The 13,560-nt window shown below is 46.5% G+C and carries 12 protein-coding genes; 3 read left to right on the plus strand and 9 right to left on the minus strand.

The window, feature by feature from the left end:
* Positions 1 to 60 precede the first annotated feature (60 nt).
* The 8 genes from B9A32_RS15630 to B9A32_RS15660 form a co-directional block, all read right to left on the minus strand.
* Positions 61 to 792, minus strand: coding sequence for a CRISPR-associated endonuclease Cas3'' (locus B9A32_RS15630; RefSeq protein WP_232367193.1), 732 nt, complete (start codon positions 790 to 792; stop codon positions 61 to 63).
* A gap of 493 nt (positions 793 to 1,285) precedes the next feature.
* Positions 1,286 to 3,019, minus strand: coding sequence for an acyl-CoA carboxylase subunit beta (locus tag B9A32_RS15635; protein WP_084070612.1), 1,734 nt, complete (start codon positions 3,017 to 3,019; stop codon positions 1,286 to 1,288).
* Between the two features lie 446 nt (positions 3,020 to 3,465).
* Complete coding sequence (locus B9A32_RS15640) at positions 3,466 to 3,681, minus strand: acyl-CoA carboxylase biotin carboxyl carrier protein subunit (protein WP_084070613.1); 216 nt, start codon at positions 3,679 to 3,681, stop codon at positions 3,466 to 3,468.
* A 144-nt stretch (positions 3,682 to 3,825) separates the two neighbouring features.
* Positions 3,826 to 4,947, minus strand: a complete 1,122-nt coding sequence (locus B9A32_RS15645) for a sodium ion-translocating decarboxylase subunit beta (RefSeq protein WP_084070614.1) — start codon at positions 4,945 to 4,947, stop codon at positions 3,826 to 3,828.
* Positions 4,948 to 4,996: 49 nt separating this feature from the next.
* Positions 4,997 to 5,131 carry a hypothetical protein gene (locus B9A32_RS22395; protein WP_269749034.1) on the minus strand — a complete coding sequence of 45 codons (135 nt, stop codon included), beginning with the start codon at positions 5,129 to 5,131 and terminating at the stop codon, positions 4,997 to 4,999.
* Positions 5,132 to 5,216: 85 nt separating this feature from the next.
* The gene (gene acd / locus B9A32_RS15650) at positions 5,217 to 6,380 is read right to left on the minus strand and encodes a glutaryl-CoA dehydrogenase Acd (RefSeq protein WP_084070615.1); all 1,164 of its coding nucleotides are present in this window, start codon (positions 6,378 to 6,380) and stop codon (positions 5,217 to 5,219) included.
* Between the two features lie 124 nt (positions 6,381 to 6,504).
* Complete coding sequence (locus B9A32_RS15655; protein ID WP_084070617.1) at positions 6,505 to 7,800, minus strand: thiamine pyrophosphate-dependent enzyme; 1,296 nt, start codon at positions 7,798 to 7,800, stop codon at positions 6,505 to 6,507.
* Positions 7,793 to 8,908, minus strand: a complete 1,116-nt coding sequence (locus B9A32_RS15660) for a transketolase C-terminal domain-containing protein (RefSeq protein ID WP_084070620.1) — start codon at positions 8,906 to 8,908, stop codon at positions 7,793 to 7,795. Before B9A32_RS15660 ends, B9A32_RS15655 begins: the two co-directional genes overlap by 8 nt.
* Before the next feature lie 243 nt (positions 8,909 to 9,151).
* On the opposite strand from B9A32_RS15660, the gene B9A32_RS15665 reads away from it, so the two are divergent.
* From B9A32_RS15665 to B9A32_RS15675, 3 genes are all read left to right on the plus strand, one after another.
* Entirely contained in the window at positions 9,152 to 9,844 is a 693-nt protein-coding gene (locus B9A32_RS15665) for a GntR family transcriptional regulator (RefSeq protein WP_084070623.1), read from the plus strand.
* A gap of 248 nt (positions 9,845 to 10,092) precedes the next feature.
* Entirely contained in the window at positions 10,093 to 10,338 is a 246-nt protein-coding gene (locus tag B9A32_RS15670) for an FmdB family zinc ribbon protein (protein WP_084070626.1), read from the plus strand.
* A gap of 246 nt (positions 10,339 to 10,584) precedes the next feature.
* Positions 10,585 to 11,895 (plus strand): citrate synthase, encoded by a 1,311-nt coding sequence (locus B9A32_RS15675; protein ID WP_084070770.1) that lies wholly within the window; start codon positions 10,585 to 10,587, stop codon positions 11,893 to 11,895.
* Between the two features lie 410 nt (positions 11,896 to 12,305).
* Here B9A32_RS15675 and B9A32_RS15680 read toward each other — a convergent pair whose 3' ends face one another.
* Positions 12,306 to 13,556, minus strand: a complete 1,251-nt coding sequence (locus B9A32_RS15680; RefSeq protein ID WP_084070629.1) for a uracil-xanthine permease family protein — start codon at positions 13,554 to 13,556, stop codon at positions 12,306 to 12,308.
* Positions 13,557 to 13,560: the final 4 nt, after the last annotated feature.

Raw genomic sequence — 13,560 nt, forward strand, 5'->3', positions numbered from 1 at the left:
CCTCTTTTGTTTTGATCGGATATACCATAAAATCACCTCAATGCCCCAGAGTTTAAATTTTCAATTGAGGCGACTTCTATCCTGACACAGGGGGCAGAATTCATTATACAATTCAGAAAAATCACAAAACTTTGATCGGCAATCAGACTTGCTTTTATCCAGTGATCTTTCCGTATCTAAAAAATCAGCATCAACCAGGCATGAAAAAAGCATTCTTATAAAAAACTGTAGTTGAAAGCCAAGACGATTTTGTTCAAATGATATGGGAGGTTGCTTTGGGAAATCAGGAAGGGAATGCGGAATCTCAATTTCTGGATAATGCTGTTCCATTCTATTTTTCAATGCAGAGGGTCCCATGTCACTCCAATTGGGTAAACCGCCATGATGCCCTGCAATACAATATGCCAGAAGTTTCCCGACATCTTTTGAATTTTTGTATAACCATTGAGCACCCGTAAAAGCGTGACTTGGGTGACCATCATAAAATTCACTGAATTCGTCCACAATATTATTGACATGGCGAAGATATGCCTGCCAGAGGTAGCTTCCTTTACCCATATCATGACTTTTCCCCAAAATCCTACCCCATGCGCTGGCTCCAAAATTTTTTGCAAAAGCCCCAGCTTTCGTGCAAACATTTTCCAAATGTTCATCAAGGAGCTGCCAATCTGATTTATCTTCTGAACTCGTTGAATGTGCATAAAATAGTTTCATATCTTCACCTGAAATCATATTTTTCTGAAACGTGTAAAACACTTTTAATCCAAAAATACTGGCCGGAATTACAAGCATAAAAACGCATTGAATAATACAAAAAAGGGTACAATCATTATAGTCCAAAACACTTGAAATATTTTCTTTATATTTTACCTTATAATCATTTTAAAAGTCATTACTCACAAAACATGAACCATATGGCTGTCTTTCTGTTAACGCATTTATTTAATTGTTACAATAAAAATATTTTTTTGCATTCACCATATAACCCCAAAAGAAATTTAAAATTTTTTAAAGAGTTCTCTCACCAAAATGGAAAAATTTCTCTAAAAACTGTAATATGAGAATGAAGCGTGCCAATTTTTTATAGAAAAAGATGACGACGATTATAACTCTATGAATAATTTTGGTGTTGATAAATATCTGTAAAGGAGAGTATTTCTGGATCAATACTTATCGAAGAGAGGTGAGCTTGCAAACAAAAATCCCCAATGCATGCACAAGGCACACACCAGGGATTTCTTATTAAAACAATTCCAATTTTACACCGGACCCAGCCGGGAAAAAACTACCCCTTAATAATACGGGGCAAAATCATCTGATGCTGGGGACAGATGGATTTGGGATTCTGATAGGCAGACCCGGTAAAGGCTTTCATATACCGGCGAATATCGTCCATATTGACGATCTCATCCACATAACCCACCTGGGCACAATACTTGGGCCGGGAAAAAGTCTTATAATCCTCCACCACCTTGTTCATTTTTTCAATGACAGGCTCCAGGGGATTACCCGCATCCTTTTCTTTTACAAGACGACGGGAGTACATGGCCACAGCTGCGGTTTCGCCGTGCATGACATACACTTCACTTGCTGCCGTACCAATGGAAAAGGCATTGGTATCATTGCCCTGGGGACCGCCCAGAAGATAATGGGCCGCTGCAGATCCTTTACGTAAAAGCACCATCATCTGGGGAATATCTGTCTGCTGGATGGAATACACAAGGCTTTGTCCAATACCCAGAAGCTCTGCCTTTTCTGCGGTGTCACCCACATCAATGCCCGAGGTGTCCTGGAACCAGATCAGGGGGATACGATCCCGACCGGCCAGGGTAACAAACTCGTTCATCTTGATCATGCCCTGGCGATAGAGCTTGCCGCCAATGCCGGGGTAATCGGCATACTCAGGATAACCTTTGCCAAGATATCCCTGGCGGTTTCCAATGATGCCCACCAGATAGCCATCCACCTTGCAAAGGCCGGTGTATACTTCCGGACCATAACCGGGACGAAACTCCATGCTTTCACTGTTGTCCACCAATCGTGCCAGGATTTCGTCAAAATCGTACACTTTTTTCTGGTCAATGGGCAAAAGCTTGTAGAGATCTTCAATGTCAAACTTAGGTTCTGCCGGTTCTGCCACCCTGAAAAACTTGGGATTATAGGCCGGGATGTCCTTCATATAATCTTTGAGACCGTCCAGCACCTCTTTTTCTTCCTCGTACACATATCGGAAAAATCCGGTCTCATCATAATGGACTTTGGGGGTACCCGGAGGATTGCTCTTAAAATGACGGGTATTTTCAATGAGCTGTTCGGCAGAATCCACATCAAAACCGCCCTTGGGGGCCATTCCGCTGACAATACCGGCACCGCCCACGGCAATGTTGCAATTTTTATGGGCAAACAAAATGGTGGGACTGATGCTCTGGTATCCACCGCCGGCAGGGTTGGTGCCATAGATGCCCGCCAGCACAGGAATACCCAGCTGATTGAGCTCGGAATGTCTGTAAAAAGGTGCACCGGCACCCCTTCTGTTGGCATAAAACTGTTCCTGTTCGGTGAGTTTTGCACCGGAACAGTTCACCAGCCACACCAGGGGTACATTCAGACGTTTGGCAAGATCGGTGACCCTTAAAATATTCTCAGACTGCCCTGCCAGCCATGCCCCTGCCATCACCTTGTTGTCAAACCCGATGATAACGGCCCATTTGCCGGAAATTTTTCCCAGACCGTCAATGACATTGGTGGTGCCTTCGGAGTTATCAGCAGGATTGTAGAGCATGTGAAGGGGGGACCAGGTTCCGGGGTCCACTAAGTACTCCAATCTCTGCCACACGGTCATCACACCCCTGGCATTGATTTTTTCTTCAGGCAGCCCGGAATTTTTGATGACATCCACTGCTGCGGCTATTTCGCCTTCCACTTCTTTCAGGCGAAGGGCATTGTCTTCTCCCCTTTTGATCTGTCCTTTTTTCAGCGCAGTACCGAACTCAGGCATTTTTTCAAAATACGGTCTCATTTTTTCTCCACATTTTTTTTATATAAAACTCAGACTAAGGTCTTGCAATAATTAGAGTTTCATTTTTTGTTGTGGGCAGGTCAGATCCCAATATGATCTGCCCATGGCAGTTATATACAAGGCAGCCTCCAAGGCAGCCTCAGCAGAGCCGCCCCCCCGATGGGGAATAGGAACCGGACAATTGAGCTGTCTACAGTTCCGGTCCGGGCCCATTGCCCATCGGGGGGGCGGCGGTATAATATCATTTGGCTCCGCGTCTACGACCCTATATTCGTTGCGTCCCACAGGACATGCCCGTTATATGAAATTTTTACATTAAAGTACCACAGCAGCGGTACCGGGCTTACCATGGGCCCAGACTTGTGAATTTCCGGTTATCGCATAAAAGGAAAGCGCCTTTAAAGAATTAACGATAATACCGATATCCAAGCCTGGACCCATCCAGATTATTCTACAACCAGAAGAACCGCGTCCTCTTCAACTTCATCGCCTTCTTTTACATTGAGTTTGGCAACGGTACCGTCACAGGGAATGTAAATAGGTGTTTCCATCTTCATGGCTTCAATTACCATGGCATCATCATCTTCTTCCACCTTGTCGCCAACCTTTACATCAATCTGAATAATTTTTCCGGCCAGGGGGGCCAATAATTCTTCACTCATGGGATTCTCCTTATTTTGTACATGAAAAAGCAGCTACCAAAATATCTGTATGCTTTACTTTTTCCATTTTTGTTGTGGCAAGAAATCTTGCCATGGTCGTTTTTATCGGAAAAACCACAGCAAACGCCACAGTTTTTTTAAATTTTATTGCAACAGCGTTAAAAAGATACCGGCAGCAATCACCGTGCCGATGACACCGGCCACATTGGGGCCCATGGCGTACATGAGCAGGTAATTCTTTTTATCTGCCTGCTGGCCCACTTTATGGACCACCCGGGCTGCCATGGGAACAGCGGATACACCGGCAGCACCCAGCAATGGATTGATCTTATTTTTACGAAAAAGATTCATAACCTTGGCAATACACACCCCCACGGCCGTGCTGAGAATAAAGGCACACAATCCCAGAACAAAGATAAAAATAACCTTCCATTGAAGAAAATTCTCAGCATTCATGGTGGCACCCACGGGCAGCCCCAGAAAAATGGTGGCAATATTGAGCAACTCTTCCTGGGATGCCTTGGTGAGACGTTCCACCACCTTGGACTCCCGGAACAGATTGCCCACCATGAACATGGAGATCAAAGGAGCCGATGCCGGTACAATGAGAATAATCACAAAGGTTGCAACAATGGGAAAGAGAAGTTTTTCAAGCTTATTGACCTTGCGCCCTTTTTTCATGCGGATCTTTCGTTCTTTATCCGTGGTCAAGGCTTTCATCACCGGAGGCTGGATAATGGGCACCAGGGCCATGTAAGAGTAGGCTGCCACCGCACAGATCCCCAACATATGGGGGGCCAGCTTGGAAGCCAGGAAAATGGTGGTGGGACCGTCAGCGCCACCGATAATACCAATGGTGGCCGACTCCATGAAATCAAATCCCAAAAAGGTGTTGGCAATGAAAAAAGTTAAATAAACCCCGCCCTGGGCCGCTGCCCCAAGAAAAATCAAGGAAGGCATGGAAAGTAAAGGACCAAAATCGGTGAGGGCCCCCAGACCGAGAAAAATCAGGGGGGGAATGATCTCCCAGTGAATGCCGTATTCATAAAATTTCCAAAGCAAGCCCTCTTCCGGGGCCATGAGGCCTGCCAGGGGAAGATTCGCAAGAATAATACCAAACCCGATGGGGAGCAAAAGCAAAGGTTCATACTGCTTGGAGATGGCCAGATAGATCAAAACCAGTCCAACGACCCACATGAACATCATGCCCGGGGTCAAGTGCCAGAAACCGGTGGTGGTGGTTAAAAACTGCAATGCATCAAACATGTTAATCATCCTTTAAAAACAGGGAATATATCTTAAGCTCAACAAGTCACTATTTTTTTTTAGCCCCGGAGGCCACCATTTTATCCGTAATATAAGAGGTTATTTTCAAAGAAAAATAGAGCAGGCTCATTCCTCCCAGAACCCCTGTGATACCTGAAATAAAAATGGTCATGGCATTGTTCATGGTTTGTTCTCCATCTTTTTTACATTTTACTGCGGCATAAAATCAGGCCCGGGTTGTTAAAAACCCGGGCCCGGCCCCATATTTATTAACGGTTGGCTTTTTTAATACCCAGGGCATCCAGAGCAATGATCATCTTACAGATATTTGCAGAACCTTCCACCATGCTGTAGGTGGGGGCATCCCTGTAAAATCGAGCCACAGGATACTCAGTGGAATATCCATAGGCACCCAGAATTCTCATGGCAAAATTGGAGGCTTTGGTGGCCACTTCTCCGGCCAGATATTTGGCTTTGGCCACATCCAGACCATTGTTGAGTTTGCCTTTGTCCTTTTCTGACGCTGCACGATACACCATGAAACGGGCTGCATCTATTTCCGCTGCCATCTGGGCCAGCATGTCCTGGTTCATCTGGAAAGAACCGATCTTTTTGCCAAACTGTTTCCGGGTATTGCAGTATTTAACGGCCTCATCAAGGCAGGCCTGGGCAAGACCCACACCACCTGCGGCAGCGGAGAGACGGGTATGGTTCAAGGAGCTGAACAGCACCTTTGTGCCGTCACCGGGTTTACCCAGAATATTTTCCTTGGGCACCTTTACATTGTCCAGAAACACCTCTCCTGTGGGGGAGGAGTGGGAACCCAGCTTATCCAGGGCAGAGGTTTTAATGCCGTCAAAGTTTTTGGGCTCAATGACAAAGGCAGAAAGGCCTTTGCTGCCCTTTTCCTTGTCTGTATAAGCATAGCAGATGAGTACATCTGCAAAATCCGCATTGGAGATCCAGGTTTTAGACCCGTTCAAAAGGTAATGATCATCTTTTTCTTCTGCCACTGTGGCCATGGCCATGACATCGGAACCGGCATCGGCCTCTGTGATACCAAACCCACCGATGTATTCTGCGGAACACAGTTTTTCCACATATTTTTGCTTGGCTTCTTCTGTTCCGTATTTAAAGATGGTAAAACCGCATCCCAGCACCTGCATGTTAACCTGAACCCGCAAAGAACTTGAATACCGGGCGATCTCTTCGGTGACGATCATGGCTGCCAGCCATCCCATGTCTTCTCCACCGTACTCTTCGGGAATCACAGTGCCGTAAAAACCCAGTTCACCCATGGGACGAACCGCCTCTTTATATGGGAAATAGTCATTGGCATCCCATTCGTCGGCATTGGGGGCTATTTTTTTCTTTGCAAAATCTCTTACGGCTTTCTGAAGCATGCTCAATTCTGTTGACAGTCTAAAATCCATTGTTCTCTCCTGTTCGTGATGCTTATTCCATTAATATTTTTATGAAACGCTTAAATCTCTTGAATTTTAATTAACAACCCTTTTTATACATAACCCCATGCAAGTCAGGGGTTACGAAACGCCATCATCCCTTTAAGGTTTTTTCAACGGTTTCCATGGCCATGCCAAACACCTTTTCATTGAATCTGGCTTTTAAGGCCGGGATGAGCATCTCCTCTGTGATGCCCCTGCCGCGTTTGGCAAGAAATCCCAAAGAGGCCAGGGCCCAGTCATGGCGTTTAATCTTCATTGCTTTGTAATCCACGGTCACCACCTCGGCAGCGGTTTCCGGTATGGTGACACTGGCCTCTTTAACCACAAGGGTCTCAGGTGTGAGTTTGGGAAATATTTTTTTACGACGCTGGACACCTTCATCACTCAGGGCAAGGACAATGGATGGGATTTCAAGCCCTGCATAACCGATTTCTTCCGGAGTCAGGATCAGTTCACTTACAGACTGTCCCCTTAAAACGGTGATATTATAATCGTTCTTCATGGAGGCATTTAATCCTGCCACCATACCGGCAAAGCAGACAATATCCCCGGCCGTAACAATGCGCATGCCGGCACTTCCCAGGATGACAATGTCCTCTCGTTTGGGATTGTCAAGGGTGACCTTCTGCTCCACGGTAACCGCTTCGGGATACACCGTTTTTTCAGCGGCAATGGCCCTGTAACGCTCCCCATATTCAGGGCGTTGATTTTTTTCCACCACACCGTCCATGGAGGGCATTTCCTCAATCATGGCATCAATGGCTGCAAGGTTTAACTTATTTCGTTTGGTGTAACGTCCGGTGCACATGCCAAGGGTTTCCACCATGGAAAAGCCTTTGTGCTGCATGGCTGTGACAAAATGGTCGGACAAAGCGGCATCATGGCCGGAATATCTGCCAATCCAGGTGGCACCGGCACTTTTTGCCACTTCGCAGATATCAATGGGAACCTCTGCATTATTAAGGAATTCAGATCCCACAACGGCATCACTGGGGGTGGTGGCGGAATATTGCCCACCGGTCATGCCAAAATTAAAATTATTCAGAATAATCAGGGTGATATCCATATTTTTCCGGCATGAAGACAGCACATGGGCACCGCCGATACCAAGGCCTCCGTCACCCATGGTGACGATGACGTTCAACTCCGGATCGGCAAGTTTAAGGCCGGAGGCATAGGTCAATGCCCTGCCATGGAGTCCGTGAAGAGCATGGACATTGAAGAAAGTATCAAACAAACCGGAACATCCAATATCCGTGACAATGACGGTTTTTTCAGCGGGAATCCCCATTTTTACCAGAGCCTTGTCCAGCTCTTTGGTGATACGCTCATGGGTACAGCCGGGGCAGAATACCGGGGGACGGCTGGTATTTAATAAACTACTCATTGTCAATAACCTCCATTATTTTACCGGGTGCAATCAGGGTGCCGTCCATTTGTCCGTAAAAATCTATGTTTTTACCTGCCAGGACCCTTTTAATCTCGTTGACATACTGGCCCAGATTCATCTCAATGACCACAATGCGTTTGTAGGCTTTGGCTTTTTCTTTTAACAATTTCTCCGGAACAGGCCAGATTGTTTTAAGGGAAAGAGAAGAAACCAAGGTGCCCTTTTTCTCCAGGGAAGCACAGGCATCATCCACAGCTCTGGACGTAACACCATAACTGATCACCAGGGTATCTGCCCCTTGTCGGTGATTTTCCTCAAAAAGGCTAAGGCGCTCTTCCGCTGCAAGAATTTTATTTTGCAGTCGTTCCTGGGAGGCACTGATCACTTCAGGATCAATGGTAATATAACCGTCGGGGCCATGGGTGGAAGAGGTCTGACGCACCAGGGTTTTGCCACCAATGGGAAGAAAATCCGGGGCCTTATCGTCATCTGCTTCAAAGGGAACATAATTTTCGCCGGTGAAGGGCTTTCGTTCCACAAGGGGGGGAAGGGCTATGGCATCCAGATCCACACTTTCCCGGGTCATGCCGATCTCCTTATTAGAAGCAATAAACACAGGACACCGGAACTCCTCAGCGTAATTAAAGGCCTTAACCGTTAATTCATAGCAATCCCGGGCGTTCTTTGGAACCAGTACAATCACAGGAACGCCGCCGGTGTTTCCCCATCTTAAAAATTGAATATCACTGTCTGCACCCCTGGTGGCAGATCCGGTGGAGGGACCCAGCCTTTGCACATCCACAATCACCATGGGTATTTCACTGCCAATGGCAAAGGAAAGTTGTTCACTGTAGAGGCTGATTCCCGGACCGGATGTGGCGGTTAACACTTTTTTCCCTGCCATGGAAGCACCGATACAATATCCCATGGATGCAATTTCGTCTTCACCCTGTACACAAATCCCACCCTTGGGGGGCAGGAGTTTTAACATATTGGCAAAAACCGTGGTGGCGGGGGTAATTGGGTAGCCTGCAAAAAAGGAACAACCGGCAGCCATGGCACCCCGTGCAACTGCCTCATTTCCTTCCATGAATGATAAAGCCATTTTCTTCTCCCGTTGTATTTAACTCTTTACTTTGAATTTAAAATCGTCTATTCAATTATTTATTTGATTAAATATTTGATTGAATTACATACTCATTAACAGAGCTCTCGAACAGAGTCAAGAGATTTAATCAAATAAATAATTATATTTATCGAATGAATGGATATTTGTCTTGCATTTTCAGATCTTTTTCTATATTTAATGTTCTAAAATATTAAAATTAAATTAAAAATAAAATTAAATATGAGCCCAAAAAAAACAAAAAAAAGAAAAGAAGACTTCACCCAGGAAGCTTACATGGGGATTCGCAGGATGTTTTTCAATAATGAAATCATCCCCGGCCAAAAGATATCCTACCGGGATCTGGCCGAACGGCTGGGAATGAGCCCCACCCCCATTATCCAGGCATTAAAACGCCTGGAATTCCAGGGACTGGTGAGGCATGAGCCCAATTGTGGATATTATACGGAAAATATCAGTATTGAAGAGATCACTGAAATCTATGATTTCAGAAAAATTATCGAAGTTGCCCTTGTGGAAAAAACCATACAGAGGATGACCGCGGGAAAACTTGCAAAACTGAAAAAATCCCTGGACAGTCATCTCTGCGCCGTGCGGGACATCTACTTTAAAGACCGCCTTATAAGGGACAGGGAATTTCACATGTTTCTTGCCGAACTGTCAGGATGCACCCTCCAAATAAACACCTTAAGGCATCTGTTTGACCTTCTCTATCTCAAGTACCGGGGAAATATTCTCTTTGTCACCCCCATGGATACGGTGGATGACCAACACACAAAAATCTATGAGCACATTGCAGATAGAGACATTAAAGGTGCACAGCAGATCCTGGGCCAGCATATTTTAAATGTTAAAAAACATGCACTTATCAGCATTAACCGGGTGATTGAACAAAAATCCGCCCCCATGATTTAAAACGCCTTAAAAGAACTTATTCCTAAGATGAAAAACAAGGATTATCCAATAACAAATTACAAAGATCCATCCATAATTTTTGAAACGACACTGTAAAAAAGGACCCTGCATTCATGGTCCATGGGAATAGTCAGCTAAAAGCACAGAGTCAACACTCCCTTGACAAAATCCAATGGGGCATTAAAATATTTAATTAATGTTTTTCCAATCAAAATGGTTAGATAACCGCAAAAATTAAGGATCATAAAATGCCCATATTTGAATTTAAATGCTCAGATTGTGAAGAATTCTTTGAAGTCCTGTTCATGTCAGGTGACAATGAAAAAGAGATAAAATGCCCCAAGTGTGAAAGTTTTGCAGTGGAACGTGTTGTCAGCTCAACCAACTATGCCATGGGAGCCACATCGGCATCCCGGCAGCAGAAAGCCTCGGCCCAGACCCGAAATTGCTCCAGTGGTTCCTGCACCACCTATACGGTCCCCGGAGAGGCCTGAGGATAATTGCAAACACAAACGTATTTCTCAATATATCGGCCATCCTGACCTGAAACCAAAGGATGGCTGATACTGGCACATCATTCATAGTCCAGAATAAGAATTCGTTATTGATGCGCACAGATTCCCACAGCCGGGATGGCCACCATTGAGACCACATTCAACCCCCGATCCATCCATTCCCCAACTGTCTTGGTTGGGATGGCCCCCCAGGAAAATTACCAGAAAAACCCCAAGGAGACCACAATGACACAGTCCGCAACTCTTACCATTGATGGTAAAACCTATGAATTACCTGTTATTCAAGGAAGCGAAGGTGAAAGAGCCATTGACATCCGAAAGCTGCGCCAGGATACCGGGTTAATAACCTTTGACCCGGGTTTTGGCAACACCGGCAGCTGCAAAAGTGCCATTACTTTCATGAACGGGGAAAAGGGAATCCTGCGGTACCGGGGTATTCCCATTGAACAACTGGCAGAGAACTCCACCTTTGTGGAGACCGCTTATTTGTTGATCAATGGTAATCTTCCGGACAGAAAAACGCTCACCCGAACAAGTGTCATGCTCAGTGACTTTTCTCTGTTACACGAAGATATGAAATTCTTTTACCAGAATTTTCCCAGAAAGGCCCATCCCATGGGCATTCTCTCCGCCATGGTCAATGCCCTGAGAAGCTTTTACCCGGAACTCATTGATCTGGATGAAGATCTCAACTTTACTTTCCTTCGCCTCATTTCCAAGGTAAGGACCATGGCTGCCATGGCTTATAAAATCTCCCGGGGGCACAAAGTGGTTTACCCCCGGCCGGATTACTCCTATTGTGCCAATTTTCTTCACATGATGTTTGACAGCCCGGTGATTCCATATCAAATGGATGACGACCTTGTGGACGCACTGAACGTATTCTGGATTCTCCATGCAGATCATGAGCAAAATTGTTCCACAGCTGCGGTGCGGGTGGTGGGAAGTGGAAAAGTAAATATCTATGCAGCCTTGTCTGCCGGCATCTCCGCCCTGTGGGGTCCCCTGCACGGCGGGGCAAATCAGGCTGTCATTCAAATGTTAGAATCCATACAGCAGGAGGGATTGAGCATTCCCCAGGTCATTGCAAAGGCCAAGGATAAAAATGATCCTTTCAGACTCATGGGGTTTGGCCACCGGGTGTATAAAACCTATGACCCCAGGGCTAAAATCATGAAAAAGATATGCGATAAGGTGTTATCAAGGTGCAAACACCTGGATTCCTTGCTCAACACCGCCATGGAACTGGAAGCGGCAGCCCTGTCAGATGCCTACTTCCAGGAAAAAAATCTCTATCCCAATGTGGATTTTTACAGCGGCATTGTTCTCCGGGCCATGGGAATTCCCACCAATATGTTCACTGTGATGTTTGCCATTGGTAGATTACCGGGCTGGATTGCCCAGTGGAGAGAAGATATGCTGGATTCCAATCAGAAAATCAGCCGTCCCCGGCAGATATACATGGGGGAAAATATCAGGGATTATACCCCCATTGATGAACGGCCTGCCACTATTTATCACACAGGAGCACACTGATCCTCTGCCCATGGCAGTTTTTCTATAAGAAAGAGTATATAAACCGAACACTCTTTCATGCTTCGTTGTGGGCAGGACGAGATCAGAATACGGTCTGCCCGTGGCAGTTTTATATGAAAAAGCGGGTGCTGGGTATTAGGTTCTGGGTATTCACAGCAACTATTTTTTCATTATTCGTTGTGGCTGGTGCTTACAGCCATGTGGGTTTATATAAAAATGCAGCCTCCAAGGCAAGCAAGCTAAGGCAGAGCCGCCCCCTATGGGCAATAGGAACCGGACAATTGAGCTGTCTACAGTTCCGGTCCGGTCCCCATTGCCCCTCGGGAGGGCGGCATAATACCATTTGGCTCCGCGTCTACGACCCTATATTTGTTGTGCCCGTCAGAAGTACCCGGTATTTAAAAACCGTCTCAGGCAGACTTGCGCCCCGGCAAAACCAGATTCATTACAACCCCGAGGATACCTGCAAGTCCAATGCCCTGGAGGGTAAATTCACCGGCAGAAAAAGTCATGCCGCCAATACCAAAAACAAGAATCAAGGCAACAATGGAAAGATTCCGGGCCTCGGTGAGGTCCTCACCGGATTTCACCAGGGTATTTAACCCGATGACCATGATGGCCCCGAAAAGCAACAGCATGATACCGCCCATGACAGGTGCCGGCACGGTCTGTAACAATGCCCCCACCTTACCCACAAAGGCCAGCAAAATGGCCACAATGGCAGCCCAGGTCATCACCGCAGGATTAAAAACCCGGGTAAGGGCAACGGCCCCGGTGACCTCGGAGTAAGTGGTGTTTGGAGGCCCTCCGAGAAAGGCGGCAAAGGAGGTGGCAAGACCATCTCCCAGCATGGTGTTTTCAATGCCCGGATCTTTAACATAATCCTTACCCGTGACCCCGCCAATGGCCAGCACATCGCCAAAATGCTCTATGGCCGGGGCAATGGCAATGGGGACAATGTAAAAAACCGCCTGGAGGTTCCACTCGGGAAAGACAAATTCAGGCATGGCAAACCAGGCCGCCTTGGAAACCGCAGAAAAATCCACAATCCCAAATAACAGGCTGAGCACATACCCAGTGACAATGCCACACAAAATGGGAATCAACCGTAAAATTCCCTTACCCAGTATGGATACCAGCACCGTGGCGGCAAGGGATGTCAAGGAGATAAACATGGCAGTCCTCTGGGGAAAAAGCACAAAGGAGGCATCTCCGGTTTTTCCCATGGCCATGTTCACGGCAACAGGTGCAAGAATAAGACCGATGACCATGATAACAGGTCCTGTGACCACCGGAGGCAGAACCCTTTTAATCACATCACTGCCCTGCCATCGGATAAGAAAACTCAGACAGATATAAACAAAACCTGCGGCACACAATCCGCACATGGTGCCGGGAATCCCCCAGGTTTTCACCCCATACATGATGGGGGGCAGAAAGGCAAAGGAGGAGGCCAGGAAAATGGGAATTTTCCCCCGGGTCACCACCTGAAAAATCAAGGTACCGGCCCCGGCGGTGAAGAGTGCCACATTGGGATTCAGCCCCGTTAAAAGCGGCACCAATACCAGGGCACCAAACGCCACAAAAAGCATCTGGGCCCCCAGAAGACAATCCTTGGGCCTGAAATCATAGGTTGCTGGTGAAATTTGATCCTGGGACATCATT

Origin of the sequence: Desulfocicer vacuolatum DSM 3385 (genome assembly GCF_900176365.1) — a bacterium.
GTDB classification, from domain to species: domain Bacteria; phylum Desulfobacterota; class Desulfobacteria; order Desulfobacterales; family Desulfobacteraceae; genus Desulfocicer; species Desulfocicer vacuolatum.